This is a genomic window from Actinotalea subterranea, from assembly GCF_008364845.1.
In the GTDB taxonomy this organism is placed as follows: domain Bacteria; phylum Actinomycetota; class Actinomycetes; order Actinomycetales; family Cellulomonadaceae; genus Actinotalea; species Actinotalea subterranea.
In genome coordinates, this window is sequence record NZ_VTTP01000002.1 from 1 (window position 1) to 15458 (window position 15458).

General features: G+C 68.4%; 13 protein-coding genes. All 13 read right to left on the reverse strand.

Annotated features, from left to right (window positions below):
• Window positions 1-131: 131 nt before the first annotated feature.
• Complete coding sequence (locus FZ988_RS03075; protein ID WP_149202564.1) at window positions 132-920, reverse strand: aldolase/citrate lyase family protein; 789 nt, start codon at window positions 918-920, stop codon at window positions 132-134.
• Window positions 921-1005: 85 nt separating this feature from the next.
• On the reverse strand, window positions 1006-1917 hold the full coding sequence (locus FZ988_RS03080) for a 3-dehydroquinate synthase (RefSeq protein WP_188078954.1): 912 nt from the start codon (window positions 1915-1917) through the stop codon (window positions 1006-1008).
• A 139-nt stretch (window positions 1918-2056) separates the two neighbouring features.
• On the reverse strand, window positions 2057-2752 hold the full coding sequence (locus FZ988_RS03085; protein WP_149202566.1) for an SDR family NAD(P)-dependent oxidoreductase: 696 nt from the start codon (window positions 2750-2752) through the stop codon (window positions 2057-2059).
• A gap of 140 nt (window positions 2753-2892) precedes the next feature.
• On the reverse strand, window positions 2893-3603 hold the full coding sequence (locus FZ988_RS03090; RefSeq protein WP_149202567.1) for a cytidylyltransferase domain-containing protein: 711 nt from the start codon (window positions 3601-3603) through the stop codon (window positions 2893-2895).
• Entirely contained in the window at window positions 3600-4832 is a 1233-nt protein-coding gene (locus FZ988_RS03095; RefSeq protein WP_149202568.1) for a hypothetical protein, read from the reverse strand. The genes FZ988_RS03090 and FZ988_RS03095 overlap by 4 nt, the downstream gene beginning before the upstream one ends.
• A gap of 222 nt (window positions 4833-5054) precedes the next feature.
• Window positions 5055-7193 (reverse strand): hypothetical protein, encoded by a 2139-nt coding sequence (locus FZ988_RS03100; protein WP_149202569.1) that lies wholly within the window; start codon window positions 7191-7193, stop codon window positions 5055-5057.
• 97 nt (window positions 7194-7290) lie between these two features.
• Window positions 7291-8244, reverse strand: a complete 954-nt coding sequence (locus FZ988_RS03105; protein ID WP_149202570.1) for a WxcM-like domain-containing protein — start codon at window positions 8242-8244, stop codon at window positions 7291-7293.
• The gene (locus tag FZ988_RS03110; protein WP_149202571.1) at window positions 8241-8660 is read right to left on the reverse strand and encodes a GtrA family protein; all 420 of its coding nucleotides are present in this window, start codon (window positions 8658-8660) and stop codon (window positions 8241-8243) included. Before FZ988_RS03110 ends, FZ988_RS03105 begins: the two co-directional genes overlap by 4 nt.
• Window positions 8650-9633 (reverse strand): glycosyltransferase family 2 protein, encoded by a 984-nt coding sequence (locus FZ988_RS03115; protein ID WP_246169165.1) that lies wholly within the window; start codon window positions 9631-9633, stop codon window positions 8650-8652. The genes FZ988_RS03110 and FZ988_RS03115 overlap by 11 nt, the downstream gene beginning before the upstream one ends.
• A complete protein-coding gene (locus FZ988_RS03120) occupies window positions 9614-10705 on the reverse strand; it encodes a DegT/DnrJ/EryC1/StrS family aminotransferase (RefSeq protein WP_149202572.1) in 1092 nt (363 codons plus the stop codon). The genes FZ988_RS03115 and FZ988_RS03120 overlap by 20 nt, the downstream gene beginning before the upstream one ends.
• A 292-nt stretch (window positions 10706-10997) precedes the next feature.
• Window positions 10998-13199, reverse strand: a complete 2202-nt coding sequence (locus FZ988_RS03125; RefSeq protein ID WP_149202573.1) for an acyltransferase family protein — start codon at window positions 13197-13199, stop codon at window positions 10998-11000.
• 82 nt (window positions 13200-13281) lie between these two features.
• Entirely contained in the window at window positions 13282-14409 is a 1128-nt protein-coding gene (locus FZ988_RS03130) for a glycosyltransferase family 4 protein (protein WP_223145025.1), read from the reverse strand.
• Window positions 14406-15401 carry a glycosyltransferase family 2 protein gene (locus FZ988_RS03135; protein ID WP_149202574.1) on the reverse strand — a complete coding sequence of 332 codons (996 nt, stop codon included), beginning with the start codon at window positions 15399-15401 and terminating at the stop codon, window positions 14406-14408. Before FZ988_RS03135 ends, FZ988_RS03130 begins: the two co-directional genes overlap by 4 nt.
• Window positions 15402-15458: the final 57 nt, after the last annotated feature.

Below are 15458 nucleotides of genomic sequence, written 5' to 3' on the forward strand. Positions count from 1 at the left end.
TACTACGCTGCCCACAGCCTCACGCCAACAGCGGAGGTCTCACACCAGTGAGTCTCCGGACACGCCGGGGCGGTTCACCCGCACAGTTGGCGAGCGTCTGTGCAGTACTCGACCGTTGAGGTCCAGGACGCCTACGACCGGACCCGAGCCTCCAGCATCGCGATTCGCGTATCGTCCTCATCTCGAAGAGTGTTGTAGTGCTCGCGCTTGTTCAGCAGCCAAAGCAACTCAAACTCCATCGCGGCAAGTAGTGCTTGGCGCGAGGTCGGTCGGTCAAGGGCCTCGCCGCGGATGACGACCTTACGTGTCTCGAATCGAGTTAGGTGCTCAGATCGCACATTCTCCAGTTCCGCTAACGAGTCGAGCGACACTCCACCGCCGACAACAAAGTCCAGCCCGCGAAGGCGACAACTTCTGGCAGCCTCAAGAACGTAGTGAGTGATGGCTTCGGAGTTGACTGCGACGCGGTCCAACTGAAGACTCCCGGAGAAGTCCACGCGCCCAAAGACCACGCCGTCCACGCCGTATGCTTCAGCGGCATGGTCGAGAATTTCTTCCCGGCGCTCAAAACACGTGATCGTTTCCATGTTGAACAGGAAGCTTGTGTCATCTGTGGAGTCGGCGCCATACACTCGGTTCCTCGCCCCAATGTACTTCGACAGTGCAAATCGACTCTCGATCATTGGAGCCACGACGTAGCTCGCCCCGAACAACCTAGCGTCCATCAGGTCGCGAACAGCCTCACATCCGCCGATCTTGATCGTCAACGGCAGCCCAGCGGCGTTGGCAATCTCGGCTAAGCGCACCAGTTCGTCCGTACGGGTGCCCTCCGCCTCAAACTCCGCCTTGACGGATGCGTAGTCGAACTCTGACCGGCCAACTGTCAGGATCTCGACCATCTGACGCTCGAACTCATTCACAACTACTCCAAGGGTCGCGTTGTAAGCTGGCAAGACCTGCCGTGCGCGCGAAGGCGAGGGGCTCAACTGGCGACGGGCTGTTGCATCAACGAGGAGCCGCCACCAGCGACTCAATGGCGGAAAGTGCTGCATGCTCTACCGATCGCCATCCGGCGCGACCGCTATCCGTCTCCACTTCCGAGACTCCTCCCCCCGGTCTGGGTAGGATAAGCCGGAACGCCGAGGCTGTGTGCTTCTTGTCGGAGCGGAAGGCTCTCTCAAAGGTAGCAATATCAAAACGGAGGAGCGCCGGCGGGAGATCGGGAGCCGAGGAGAGAAGTTCTCGAACGTGGGCTTCGAGCCTCTCGACAAGAGGTCCAGTGGACGCTGATGGGTGACGTATCGCACACAGGATGCCGACGGCAACCGCGAGGCCGTGACTGAGCGAATGCCCCACGGCAGCCTCGAAGGCGTGCCCGAAAGTGTGTCCGAAATTGAGTAGCCGCCGCTCCCCATTATCGTACTCGTCAACCTCGACGAACCACTTCTTTGCGCGGAGGACTTGATCGATCAGCGCCGTGGGATTCGCGGCGAAGCCGTCATAGTGCTCTAGATACTCCTGCATCGAGTCGGCGCCGCGGCAGTACGCAATCTTGGCCGCCTCGGCGAGACCCGCCGCGACCGCTGATTGTGTCAGGGAGGACAGAAAAGCCGGATCCACAAAGACTTGCTCAGGTGGGTGGAATCCGCCCACGACGTTCTTTATGCCGCCAGCGTTGATGGAACTCTTCCCGCCAATGCACGAGTCCGCCATGGCCATTAGGGTTGTGGGTGCGTAGTCCCAATCTAGGCCCCGCATGTATACCTGCGCGACGAAAGACGTGAGATCTTGCGTGATCCCACCACCGACCGCGAGGAGTCGGTCGCCACGCCTGATGTTCTCCTCCTTCAACCGGAGTATCAGGCTCTCGCAGGTTGCAAGCGTCTTCCCGCTCTCCACCGCTCCGATTTCCAGCACTGGCACATTGGTGACAGGGATGCGATCCCTCAAGGCGCTGTCGACGACAATCGCTGCCGGTTTGCAGTCTAGCGCATGGGTAAACGCCCCTGGCCCGAGGCTCACATCGTAGGCCCCAGACGCTGACTGCACGCGAAACTTAGACTTGGTGACCAATCGAATACCCCAAATCTACAACTAGGGACTGGCCAGAGACGCCAGTGTTAAGAGGTGAGCAGAGATATGAGACAAGGGTCGCCACGGCTTCAGGTCTGATGAGTCGGTGGTGACCGGTGGAACGCTCGAACTCCTCGATCTGTCGGGCAGACAGCATTGCTCTGGTCATCGGGGTGTCGACAGGTCCCGGCAGAACTGCGTTGACGAGGACGCCGCGTCCCGCGAGATCGAGAGCCGCGGCACGCACGAGCCCGGAGATCGCTGCTTTGGAGACCGTGTAGGTGAACTTACCGGGTCGCGCCGCGTTTGCCCAGATCGAGCTGACTACGACGAGACGGGCGCCAGTGATGAGCCGCTCGGCTTCGATGAGCGATCGCATCTGCCGTGCAACGAGCGCAACGTTGGCCTCCAGAATCTGAGAGAGGTCCCGGTCTGAAAAGGTGGCGATGGAGTCGTTCACGTTCATGCCTTGTGCCCATACAACGGCGTGGAGTGTCGGAAGTCCCGTGACCGAGCCGTCGGCGGGAAGAATGACAGCCCCGGGTGATCCAGGTCTTGGCGTCCTAGACGACCGCAATACGTCGGATCCATCAGCGGCCAGTTGAGCGGCTATAGACGTGCCAAGCGCACCGAAACCCCCTATGACGAGCGCTCTTGGGCTGCGTGCGACTTCGCTCATCCTCACACTCCTTCGGGCGGTCGTTGCACGGAAGGTAGACGTCGTGCTGCTACCAATACGAGTAGAAGCTGCGCACGCTCAGTCCAGCGTTTTGTGTTGCAACTCTCGATGTGGATGCGAGTTCTAGTACTCGCGATGCGCTATACCTCAGCGCTGTTCTGCTCGAACTGCTGATAGAGGGGCCAAAGGAGTTCTGCAGTCCGGAGATCAAGGTCGTCGTCGACGTCGATGCCGGCCCATGAAGGGACGATAAAGGCGGGATCTAGTGATTGAAACAGGGCTTCCGTGGCCATCACCTCCGACGTCCGTCTGAGCGAGAGGCCCCAGGTCACGCGGACCGGCGAAACGAGATCCTGGGAGTTGCGATGCGACCGGCCAGGAGTGAAATTCAACCACCTACCGTCATACCCGAAGTATCCGACGAGTCTCTCGACCGTCCCGAGGCCCGCGGTGCGTTGCACGTCGCTGATATGCGCGAATGTCTCAACCATCCCTCGGATGTGCCGTGGGCCGAAGAGCGGGGAAGTCGGGGGCGCCCATCCAAAGTACTCGGTGCGTACAACCTGTGCGAGTGCGGTCACGACTTCGCTGAACGGAACGGTGGAAGACGCGAGGTAGTCTGAACGATGGTGCACGCCCACTCCTGCTTCCCTGGCGAGATGGAGGTAGGCTACGGAATCGGAGGACACCACGATTTGTTCGGTGGGAAACACCTGCTTCAACTGGTGCAACTTCCATGTCAACATCGTGTGGTCCGGAGCAAAGGAAAGCGGTGCGACGTTCTTACCTGGGAGGCGAGTGCTCCCTGAGCGTGCCGGCACAATCACTGTAATGTCGGAAGCTATCGTCATCTTCCGTCTCCTTGCTCGTTGCGCTCTGATTCTCTGACCGTGCTCCCTTGCTCGAGAAGCAAGTTCTCGAAGCGGACTCTGTCTGCGAGGAGGCCTCGGAGACGGTCGACGGTCTCTCCTGCGTCTGCCGTGCAGCCGAGGCCCACGACATCTAGCACTGCCAGGATCACTGACTCAACTTCCGATCGCGTCCAGTCGGAGACGCCGCCGTGGGACCTGGGGTCGATTCGGTCGAGTATCGCCGCGGCTTTTGTTCCGGAAGTGCTGACTTCCGGCACTTTGACGTCCATGCTGAATTGCTGGGCGACGGCACGCTGAATGCGAATCGTCTCGGTTGTCGCAGCGGCGGCGGCCGGGTCGATTATGGCGTTGCGGATGAGTTCGGATGATGGCCATATCACGCGAGTCCCGGGCTGGGTTGCGGATATGAGAATGTTCGGCGTGCCATCGTACCCAAAGAAGGCGCCGAGCCTCCAGTGTTCTGTGTAGGCGAAGCGGTCGAGGACATCGAGCGAGCCGAGGCTTGCGTCATACCCGATGAGGTCGGCCCAGGTTGTGAGCTCAACGTCTGGTGGAAGCACCTCTCGGATCCGTGCGAGCATCCGACGAAAGTCAACGAGTGACCGGGGGTCCGCTCGGACGATGAGGCGACGCGTCCCATGGGGCAGATCCAACTCCCCTAGGATGTCGGCGGCGGTCATCGCGCCACGCGTTGGGTACATCCGAGAGCGTCCCCAGTAACGCATAGCGACGAGCAGGTCATCCTGGTGCAGAACGTCCGATGGCCGGGGCCTCTCGGTCGGCCGCTCCCGCTCGAGCCACCGCCAGAACTCGCCGAGAGAGTCGACGGGGACTGTCTGCCAACTGACACTGCCCAGTTGTGTTGATACGAGTTGGTTGTGCAGTGTGTAGCCAAAGTAGAACAGCGAGCGGACGCGTTGTATGCCGGTATGTGGTGGATTGAATCGGAGTTCGTTTCGCAGTCCGTCGGCGCAGTAGTCGACGTGAGTAGTCTGGAGTGATTCGACGATGTCCTGCAAGTCCGCCCAGTGGGCGTAACTGTGTATCAGGACGGAGTCGTATATCCGTTTTCGAGCGGTCGCCATAGTCGTGGGCACTACTCCGACCGTACGAGCGAACGACTCGACGAGTTCGACACCTGGTTCGCGGGCACCGAGCACCACCAGATCGTGGTCGTCGTTCTGACGGAGTGCTACCGTCGCGAGCACGAGTGTGCTGAGGTAGGCACCGTTGGCGATCAGTAGGTGGCGCGTTATGGCGAACTCCTTTGTCGCTGGCCGAGCCTGCACTGTACGGTGACCGGTTGTCTAGGGGACGGTCCGTCAGTGCCTTCAGTGTAGCCGTGCCCCTCGACGGCGCTCCGTTCCTGTCTTCCATACCCAGCGGTCCATCTTCGTTGGGCCCTGCTGGCGTGACGAACAACGGGGACCTCAGGAACCCGCTGCGGCCATGTGGCGCCGGCGGCCGGTAAGGGCCCGGGCGCGCGCGACTGTCAGAACTGCTGCAAGTAGGAGACCCGCGGCGGCAAGTGCATCGGCCAGACCCTCGAGTGGCGTCCGATAGGTGAGAGTGACTTGCCAGCTGCCCTCCGGGACCTGGAGCGCGATCATGCCTGCAGGGCCGAGCGTGGGTTCGCCGACGGTCGCTCGCCCTTGTTCGTCGACTAGGAGCGCGGACCAGCCGGTGTAGTAAGCCTCGTTGAGGACGACCGTCATCGGCACCTCGGCTTCGATCTCGTAGACGAACGTGTCGACGGCGTACGCGACGGGCGTCGTGGTCACGCCGTTGCACTGGTGGTCTTCCACGCATCGAGCGACGGCATCGGGGCTAGGCAGGTCGCCCGTCCAACCGATCGCGATTCCCGGGGCTTCCAGGAGAGCCGCCGCGGCCTCTGCCGTCGCTGGATCATCGAGGGCCTTGTGCGCCTCGACGAACGATGCCGACATGTGAACGTTAAGGTACCCGCCGACGCTAGGTATCCCCGTGTAGTAGGCGCTGTTATATCGCGTGCCAATGAGGTCTCTGCGTGTCGCCTCGGTCGCTCGGGCAGATCGGCCAACGCGCTGCGTCGAATCCGTGAGATCAACGTGATGGGCTATGAGTTCCGTTGACGTGGCTCCCCACAGCGCCTCCTGCGCGACCACCGAGTCGACGCGCCACAAGTCGCTGATCGCGCGGACATAGGTCAGGCCGGACCCTGCGGCGAGGGCAACGACGAGGGCGGCGGCGGCCGTGCTCCAGATGCCCGGTACTCGGCCGGTCAGGACTCCGAGTGCCGCCACCACCAGGGCCGAGGCGACTAGGACGCCGAACGTCGGCTGCCAGGTGCCCTCTCCGAACCTACCAAGGACGAGGAAGGAGACTGCGGCGACAGGGATCAGCACCACCACGACGAGCCTGGTCGAGAGCTGGCGCCCTTGCAGCGGCATGCCGCGAGCGTCCAGCAGGCGCGCCAGCCCGGACATCCCGCCGATGACGAGCGGCAGCAGGACGAACGGGCGGAAGTCGTTCAGGCGGAACCGGCTGGTGCCGATGCCGGGCAGCATCTCCACCGCGTCCCGGAACGGCAGTTGCGGCACCGTGATGACGAGCGTCACCGCGAGTGCGACAAGGGCCGCCCGGACGGCCGGCGACCGGAAGGAGACGAACGCGGCGAGGAGCAGGACCGCGGCGGGAACGAAGTACGAGTTCATCGAGTAGATCCCGGGCAGCCCGGGAAACTCGGGCAGCACGAACGTCCCGAGCGTCGACCGTGCCAGGACGGACAGATCCTCCACATCCCCGGGCTTGAACGTCCGGAGCACGAGGAGAGGCAGATACTTCGGCATCGAGAGCAGGAGGGCAACGAGTCCAGCACCGACGGCGGGGAGTGCGAACCGCCGCAACGGCGCACGGGTACCGATCTGCCATGCGATGGCCCAAGCCGCGCCGGCGTACGCATAGGCGGTGAGCATGCCTGGGTAGACCCCGACTGCCGCCTGCCAGAAGACCACAGCCGCCGCGGGCACCGCCCACACGCGACGCCACGGCCACAAAGGGGACAGGCACAGGAGGACCCAAGGTGCCAGCGCGTGACCACGCACGATGTCTACGTACGGTGCGTTCGAGAAGAACCCGGTGGAGAGGGAGTACGCCACGAGCCCGAGGAGAGGGGCGATCCGCCCGAGTCCTGCGCGCCTCCCGAGCACATACACACCGAGCCCGGCGATCGCGACGTGCAGGGCCTGCAGGACGGCTGCAGCGTGGATGTCGAAGCCCACGAGCGAGGCAATGCCGGCAGGCAGGTACCAGCCGCTGTTCTGGATCGACGCCACCGCGGGGTAGCCGCCCCAGACGTAGGGCATCCAGTCTGGAGGATCGAGAAGCCCGCCGTCGCGCCACCAGGCAACCGGCTCGTTGCTGTAGAGGCCGAGGAAGTCACCGGCGGGGGATGCCGCGCCCCCGTAGTACGCGTGGAACACCACGACCTGGATCGCAACGAGCGCTCCCAGGACGACGAGTGCCTCGAGGAGTGTCGGCGCCGTCGTGGCGCGCGCCCGTCGGATGGCGCTGCGAGCCCGGTCGATCATGTGGTGGCCCGGGGGATCCGTCGGCGCGCCCGCTCGGACCGCCTTGCTGCCGCCGGGTGCGGACGGGGCGGCAGCCGCCGGGCGTGACGCCACGACGTCACGCCTCGCGCCCATCGGACGACACGGAGCCGGCCAGGGCGCGAAACTCGTCGTAGTCACGGATGTAGTCGGCACCGTCGTACGGGTGGGACGCGAACACCGCGAGCACCGCGTCAGCGGAGTAGTCGAACTGCGTCCCCCACGTCATGGGCGGCATGTACAGGCCCACGTCGGGCTGGTCGAGGACGACCTCGTCCCGGCGTTCACCGTCGTCGACGATGCAGCGGACGGACCCGCGCAGCGACACCAGGACCTGCGAGCACTCGCGATGGGCATGCTCACCCCGGACGTCCTTCGAGGGCACGCCGAACACGGCGAAGAACCGTGCGGGGACGAAGGGCAGGTCCCGGGACATCTCGACAGCCGCGAGGGAACCGCGGAGGTCCTGAGCCACCGTGATCGAGATCAGCCGGGCTCCACCGACGAGTGCGGTGCTGGACGCGGCGACGGTGGCGCCTGCGGGATGCGACCTCTCCTCCGCCTGGGCGTCCTTGACGTAGCCGCGAATGCGCGCAGGGTTGCCGACGACGATGGCGTTGGCCGGGACGTCGCGCGTGACGACCGCCCCCGCACCGACCATCGCGCCACGGCCCACCCGGATCCCGGGAAGGATCACGGAACCGCCTCCGAGCGATGCGCCGTCGGCGATCACGGTGCGGGGGAACTGCGTCGGGTACTGCTTGCTGCGGGGGAAGCGGTCGTTCGTGAAGGTGACGTTCGGACCGACGAACACGTCGTCACCGAGGCGGACGCCGTCCCAGAGCTGGACACCCGACTTGATGGTGACGCGGTCTCCCACGGTGACGTCGTTCTCGATGAAGACGTGGTCACAGATGTTGCAGTCCCGGCCGACGACGGCCCCGGGCAGGACGTGTGCGTAGGCCCAGACGCGGGTCCCTTCGCCCACGTGCTCCGACTCGCAGATGCCCTGCGGGTGTACGTAGGGGCTCATCCCTGTGTCCTCTCGAGCGGATCGGTCGGTGCGGCGACGCCGCGGGTGAGGAGGAGGCGCCCACCGATGAAGGTCAGGGGCGCCGTGACCAGCACGACGAGGCCGCTCCCGATGTCCGGCATCCCTGCGGCGTCGGCAAGGGCGACGACACCAAGCCCGACGACGTAGACGAGGAGGTACATCGCCACGTACAGGACGACCAGGCGTCGAGTCATCGCCACGCCGAAGACGAACCCGCCCGCCAGCGCCACCGAGATGCCGATGCCCACTAGGAACACGATCGTGTAGGCAAGGCGCGGATCGATCACCTGCGCGAGGAGGGAGAGGGCCACCCCTGTGACCAGGGTGTTGAAACCGCCCGCGACGACGAAACGCCACGCAGACGACGTCAGCGAACGCGGGGCGTCAGCGCTCACCGCCGAACACCTCCACGCTCATGGCGATCGCGACGGGTCGTGACTTGCTGTTCTCGAAGGTCCTCCAGACGTAGGAGCCCACGATCCCGAGGCCCGAGAGCAGCGTGAAGGTCGAGAACAGCATGACGAGCATCAGTGGTGTGTACCCGGGGTTCTCTATGCGTCCGGTCGCCCAGCCGGCGAACACGACGATCGCGGCCACCGTGGTCAACAGCCCGCCCACCAGCCCCACGGTGCTGAGCAGGCTGATCGGGATGTCGGTGAACGAGAAGACGCTGTCGAGCAGGTATCGCACCCGCTTGTGGAACGTCCACCCCGAGCGACCCTCGGTCCGCGCGGCGCGCTCGTAGGGCACCTCCGCGCGACGGTAGCCCACCCAGTACAGAAGGCCGACGAGGCTCGAGTGTGCCTCGTCGAGGCGGAGCAGCTCTGTGGCGACCTCGCGTGTGCAGCCGAAGACGTCGACGCCTCCCCGCGGGATCGCAGGGTTGATCACCTTCCGGTACATCCACCAGAAGGTGCGGGACGCGAAGGAGCTCATACCGGGGTCGGCGCGAGACATCCGGCGGCCGACGGCGACGTCCGCTCCGCCCGATGCGAGCTCGGCAAAGAACTGCTCCATGAGCTCGGGTGGCTCTTGGAGGTCCGCTGCCATGACCCCGATGTACTCGCCGCGTGCGACCGAGAGTCCTGTGCGAATCGCGGGGAACGAACCGAAGTTGCGCGAGTGCACGACGAGCTGGCTGGGCAGGGCTGCACCAGGGAGCAGGCGGCGGAGCACCAGCAGGGACGCATCGGGCGAACCGTCCACGACGAAGACGGCCTCCATGGGCCCGTCGAGGCGGCTCGCGACCTCGGACAGGCGTTCGATCACGGCCTGGAGAGTCGCCTCGTTCCCGTACACCGGGATGACGACCGAGTAGCGGATCTCGACCCCCGTGCTGGTCGCGTCGTCAGAAGGAGCCGAGGGCATCGCACACTCTCTCGACCTCGGAGTCCGTCAGCTCCGGGAACACGGGGACGGACAGGATCTGGTCTGCGGCGGCCTCGGTGACAGGCAGGTGAAGGTCCGCGTACTCGCCGCGGAAGGCCGGCTGCCGGTGATCGGGGATCGGGTAGTGGACGTCCGTCCTGATGCCCTGGGCGGCGAGGTGGTCGCGCAGAGCATCCCGACGGGGCGTCCGCACGACCGCGAGGTGCCCTGCGTGAGACGGCCCCTCCGCAGGGAGCACCCTGACGCCCGCGCTCGCCCGCGCCGCGTAGGCGCCGATGATGTCGCGTCGTCGTGCGTTGCCGGCATCGAGGGCCGGAAGCCGACCCCGGAGGATCGCAGCCTGGAGCTCGTCGAGGCGGGAGTTGCGCCCGCCGTCCTCGCCGATCGTGTACTTGCCGTGCCAGCCGTACTGTCGAAGCGTGCGCACCCGGGCCGCGATGTCCGGCAGCGACGTCGCAACGGCCCCGCCGTCGCCGAGGGCGCCGAGGTTCTTCGTGGGGTAGAAGCTGAACGCCGCGATGTCGCCGAGCGAGCCGACGCGGCCTGCGTCCAGCCTCGCGCCGAGAGCCTGTGCGCAGTCCTCCAGCACCACGGCGCCGAGCGGGTGCGCGAGCTCGCGGAATGCACTGACATCCGCGGCGCGACCGTAGAGGTGGGTCACGACGACGACTCCCACGGTGTCGTCGAGGGCCTTCGCTGCGGCCGCCGGGTCGAGGAGGAGGGTGGCCTCGTCGATGTCGGCATACCGGACCTCGAACCCCGCGCGGCGGGCGGCCGTCGTCGTGTACCCGCCGCAGTTGGCCGCGGTCAACACCGTCCGGCGTCCGGCGGGCATGCTCGCCCTGAGCGCGAGCTCGAGGGCGTCGGTGCCGCTCGCAACACCCACCGCCTGGTCGGCCCCCACGTACTGAGCGAGCGCGTCCTCGAAGGCGGCGTGCTCGGGTCCCTGGACCAGCCAACCGCTGTCGAGCGTTCCGGTGAATGCGGCCAGCAGCTGGTCCCGCTCTGCTGTCAGCGCACGGCCGAGGTCATTCATGGGAACCCACTGCATGGGACGAGCTCTCCTTAAGCCTGGGGCCGGCGAGACGCGGTCGCCCCACGGATGCGGAGACGGCCGGGGCGAGCGTAGAACGGCATGCAGGGCGTGGCCTGGTCCCCGCAGCCGGACGGTGAACGGCGGATCGTGACGAAGGCCCGACCGCGCTCGCATCGCCCCCGAGGCAGGTCCGCCTGGCAACCATGACGTCGGCAGGTCCGGCCGGACATCGTCGAGAGCCTAGTCGATGCTCCGCGCAGCTTGCCGGGAATGGCGGTGCTGTACGAACGGCGTCCCCGACGCCCCTTCACGCGCCCCCGGCGAGCACCGACGCGAGCCGCTGCCCGATCACCCCTCCGAGCGAGCGCGAGTACGTGGCCGTGAGGTGGTTCCCGTCGCGGTAGACGAGCACCCCGCCCACGACGGCGGCGCACGTGTCGGTCGGGCAGATCGAGTCGGTCAGGTCGACCACGTGGACGAGCTGCTTCCCGTCGGCCGCGGTCACCTCCGGGGGATCGGGCCAGAGGATGTCGGAGCGCTCCATGGCGCACTCCGTGAGACGGTCCGGGTTCGCCAGCACGCACTCGGGGACCAGGACGTCGGGCCGCGGGGTGTCCCGGAAGGACACGACGGGGATACCCGCGCGCGTGAACGGCTCCCACGCGTCCGCGAACCCCTCGGCCATCGCGGGCTTGCTCTCCTCGAGGCTCGGCACGTCGCCGTCGTCGTGGACCTGGTAGCGGCTCGTCGCGACGAGCAGCATCGACGGCGGCTCCTCGAGCAGGGCCGCCGTGACGTTGGCGTTGCGCTCGTCGCACGCGACGTTGGGGCGGCCGTCGAGGTCCACGGTCGTGGCCGTGAAGGGGCACGAGCCGCGCGTGTACACGTCGAGGCGCCAGCCGTTCGCGACGGCCGCAGCCTCGACACCGGGGACCAGGTGGTCGGCGTGCGAGTCGCCGACGAGGGCGAGCACCACGTCGCTGTCGAGGTCGCCGAACGAGCACGGCGCCGCAGCGGTGGACGCCTCGTCGAGCGTGCAGCCGTGCCCGTCGATCTGGGGCGCGTCACCGGCGGCCGTGAGCGGGTCGGGCACCACCACCGGGAACGAGTCCACGGGCGCGCCGAGCGCCGGGTCACCCGTCAGCGCGGCGGCGCCGGGGGTGACCGCGGGGTCGACGACGGGCCCGCCCGGGGTGGTCGCCGTCGGCGAGCCCGCCCCACCAGCGCCCCCGGCGGCAGCCGCGGCGTCGCGCGCCGAGGTCAGCGCGACGTTCTGGAGGCCGAGCCCTGCGACGACCCCCACGAGCGTGCACACCGCGCCGAGCAGCAGGGACCGGCCGGCGTCGGACCGCAGCGCGCGCGACCGCAGCGCGGGGCGCTCGACGAACCGCAGGCTGAGCCACGCGGGGATGAACGAGAGCGCGGCGACCAGCAGGCCGTGCCGGATCCGCAGCTCGCCGAGCTGCGCGGTCGCGATGACGATGAGGGGCCAGTGCCACAGGTAGAGCGAGTAGGACAGGCCACCGACCCACACCATCGGCCGCAGCGACAGGAGCCTGCCTGCGGGAGTCCCGCTCTGCTGGGCGCCGGCCCAGATCACCGCGGCGGCACCGAGCGTCGGCAGCAGGGCCGCCGTCCCGGGGAACGGCGTCGCGCTCGTGTAGGTCACCGCCGCGACGACGATCGCCGCGAGGCCCAGCACGCCGACCACCGCGGCCACGGTGCGGTGGGCCCGCAGGCGCGTCCCGAGGATCGCCAGGCCCGCGCCGATCGCGAGCTCCCACATGCGCGTCGTGGTCACGAAGTAGGCGGGGCCCGGGTCGGCCGACGTCAGGTGCACGGACCACGCGAGCGAGGGGAGTGCCACGACGGCGAGCGCGACGCCCAGGTCCGCAGCCGAGTGCCCCCGGGCGGAGCCGCGCACCCGGCGCAGCGAGGCGAGCCCACCCACGACGAGCACGAGCGTGAGCGGCCACACGAGGTAGAACTGCTCCTCGACCGCGAGCGACCAGAAGTGCTGGAGGGGCGACGCCGCCTGATCACGGGCGAGGTACTCGACGGAGCGTTCGGCCAGGTCCCAGTTGACGACGTAGGCGGCGCTCGTCACGACGTCGCGGCCCAGGTCCAGCCAGCGGGTACGGGGGAGCAGGGCCACCGCGAGGGCCACGACCCCGAGCAGCGTGACCGTCGCGGCCGGGAGGATGCGCCGCGCGCGGCGCGCGTAGAACCCGGCCAGGGAGATGCGTCCGCTCGTCGACAGCTCACGCACGAGGCCCTGCGTGATGAGGAAGCCCGAGATGACGAAGAACACGTCGACGCCCACGAACCCGCCCGGGAGCCACGGCAGGCCCGCGTGGTAGAGCACGACGACCCCGACGGCCACGGCCCGCAGGCCCTGGATGTCGAGGCGGAACGTGGGCGCCTGCGCCTGCGCGCCCGGCCTCCGCCGCCGCGCGCGGGCGTCACCGGCGGGCTCGGCGATCGTGGGCGTGGGCGTGCCGGCGGTCATGGGTCCCCTCGACGCGGAACGGGTCGGGCGCGGTGCGCCGTCGATCCGGGGCGGCTGGGGCCCGCGGACCTGCGTGGCCGGCTCAGCCGACCGGGAACGATGGTACGGCGGCGGCCCGGTAGGCACGCACGTGGCCCTCGGCGGACGCCGCCCACGTGTACCCGGCCGCGCGCGCTCTTCCGGCCGCACCGAGCTCGGGGCCCTCGGGGCCGAGGGCGCGCACGAGGCCCGCGGCGACGTCGGCCGGGTCCTGCGCGTCCACGAGCACCCCCGTGTCGCCCACGACCTCGGCCATGGAGGTGCCGCGCGACGTGACGACGGGTGTGCCCATCGTCATCGCCTCGAGCGCGGGCAGGCCGAACCCCTCCCAGATCGACGGGAAGCAGAAGGCCGAGGCCGCGGCGTACAGCGCCGCGAGGTCCCCGTGCGCCACGCGACCCGTGTGGTGCACGCGCGACGCCCACGGACCCTGCGGCCGCGGCTGGGCCTCGCCCCACCCGGGCGGCCCGACGAGCACGAGGTGCACGTCCGGGTCCGCCTCGGCGACCAGCGCGAACGCGTCGAGCAGGACGCCCAGGTTCTTGCGCGGCTCGAGCGTGCCGCACCACAGGACGTACCGCTGCGGCAGGTCGAAGCGCTGCCGTGCCCGCTCGACGTCCTGGGGCGTCACCGACCATGCGGGGGCGCCGTGGGGGAGCACGTGGACGCGCGAGCGCTCGATGCCCGCGGCCACGCAGTCGTCCGCGGTCGCCTCGGACGGCACGACGACGGCCGCGGCCTCGTCGCGCGTGCGGTCCAGCGCGCGCGTGAAGAAGCGGACGCCGCGCGGCGTGAAGTGCTCGGGGTCGCGCAGGAACGCCACGTCGTGCACCGTCACGACCAGGGGCTTGCGCGTCGCGGGGATCGCCCACGTCGTGGCATGCACCACGTCCGCGCCGGGCACGAGGCCCTCGGCGCGCGGGTGACCCGCGGCGTTCCAGGCCCGGTACAGCGCGTACCGCGGCAGCCGCGACGCGCGCACGGGCACCGGCGGTGCGAGCTCGGGGCGGGGCGGATCGCGGTGCGCGGCCGAGATCCCGGTGACCGTCACGTCGTCCCGCTCGGCGAGGGCCCGGGCGAGCTCGAGGATGTACGTCGCCGAGCCGCCCGGCACGCGCTGCCAGCACTGCTCGACGGTCATCGCCACAGCCAGGCGTGGGTCGGGGCTCATGCGCCGGCCCGCGTCGCGAGAGGGGCCCGGGAGGAGAGGTAGGCCGCGACCTCGCGGCGCGACGTCGAGGCGCCTGCCCAGAGGGCACGTCGCTCACGCAGGGTCCGTGGCGCCCGGAGCACCGCGTCCCGCAGCGCCCGGCCACGCGCACGGGGCAGCGCACCCGTGGGCCCGTCGGCCACGCACGAGCGCAGCCAGCCCAGGGTCTGCCGCGCGAAGGACCCGACGACCACGGCGAGGGGCGCGTGCCGCCCGAAGACGATCAAGGAGTTCCTCGTGTTCTGGTAGCGGAACAGCGCGGACGTCGTGTCCGACGACGCCGCGTGCCGGTGGTGCGCGACGGCCGTCGGCTCGTACCGCACCGCCCAGCCGCCCGCGCGCAGGCGCCAGCTCAGGTCGGTGTCCTCGTAGTAGAGGAAGAGGCCCGGGTCGAACGAGCCGACCTCGTCGAGCGCGGCGCGGCGCAGCAAGGCCGCTGCCCCGCAGAAGCCGAACACGTCCGGGTCGCTCGACTCCTCGCCGTCGGGCACCAGCCAGTCGCGGTCCGCGCCCGTCCCGGCGCGCGAGACCACGGAACCCGTCGAGTTCACCAGGACGGGGCCGTCGCCGTCGGGCACCAGCAGAACCTTCGCCGTCACCGCACCGACGCGCTCGTTGCCCGCACGCCGTGCGCAGTCGACCAGCGCCTGGACCGCGCCCGGTGCGAAGACCGCGTCGTTGTTGAGCAGCACCACGAACTCGCCCGCGAACCCCTCGATGCCGAGCGCCGCACCGCCCGCGAACCCCAGGTTCTCGGGCGAGCGCACGAGCACCGCGCCGGGGAAGTCCCGGCCCACGAGCTCGGCCGTCCCGTCGACGGACGCGTTGTCCACCACGACGACCTCGAGGCCACCGTCGACAGCCTGCTCCTCGAGCGAGCGCAGGCACGGCGGCAGCAGGTGGGCACCGTTCCAGGTGACCACGACGGCGCGGACGAGCGGGGGCGTGGGCACTGCCGCAGTCTAGGCGTGCGCAGGCGGCCTCCCCGGAGGCCGGCCCGGCTGGCGATA

What these genes read in the sequence shown, in the direction of transcription:
- FZ988_RS03085 (WP_149202566.1), bottom strand. Translation starts at nt 2,752, where the DNA reads ATGAGCGAAGTCGCACGCAGCCCAAGAGCGCTCGTCATAGGGGGTTTC.
- FZ988_RS03090 (WP_149202567.1), bottom strand. Translation starts at nt 3,603, where the DNA reads ATGACGATAGCTTCCGACATTACAGTGATTGTGCCGGCACGCTCAGGG.
- FZ988_RS03100 (WP_149202569.1), bottom strand. Translation starts at nt 7,193, where the DNA reads ATGATCGACCGGGCTCGCAGCGCCATCCGACGGGCGCGCGCCACGACG.
- FZ988_RS03105 (WP_149202570.1), bottom strand. Translation starts at nt 8,244, where the DNA reads ATGAGCCCCTACGTACACCCGCAGGGCATCTGCGAGTCGGAGCACGTG.
- FZ988_RS03115 (WP_246169165.1), bottom strand. Translation starts at nt 9,633, where the DNA reads ATGCCCTCGGCTCCTTCTGACGACGCGACCAGCACGGGGGTCGAGATC.
- FZ988_RS03120 (WP_149202572.1), bottom strand. Translation starts at nt 10,705, where the DNA reads ATGCAGTGGGTTCCCATGAATGACCTCGGCCGTGCGCTGACAGCAGAG.
- FZ988_RS03125 (WP_149202573.1), bottom strand. Translation starts at nt 13,199, where the DNA reads ATGACCGCCGGCACGCCCACGCCCACGATCGCCGAGCCCGCCGGTGAC.
- FZ988_RS03130 (WP_223145025.1), bottom strand. Translation starts at nt 14,409, where the DNA reads ATGAGCCCCGACCCACGCCTGGCTGTGGCGATGACCGTCGAGCAGTGC.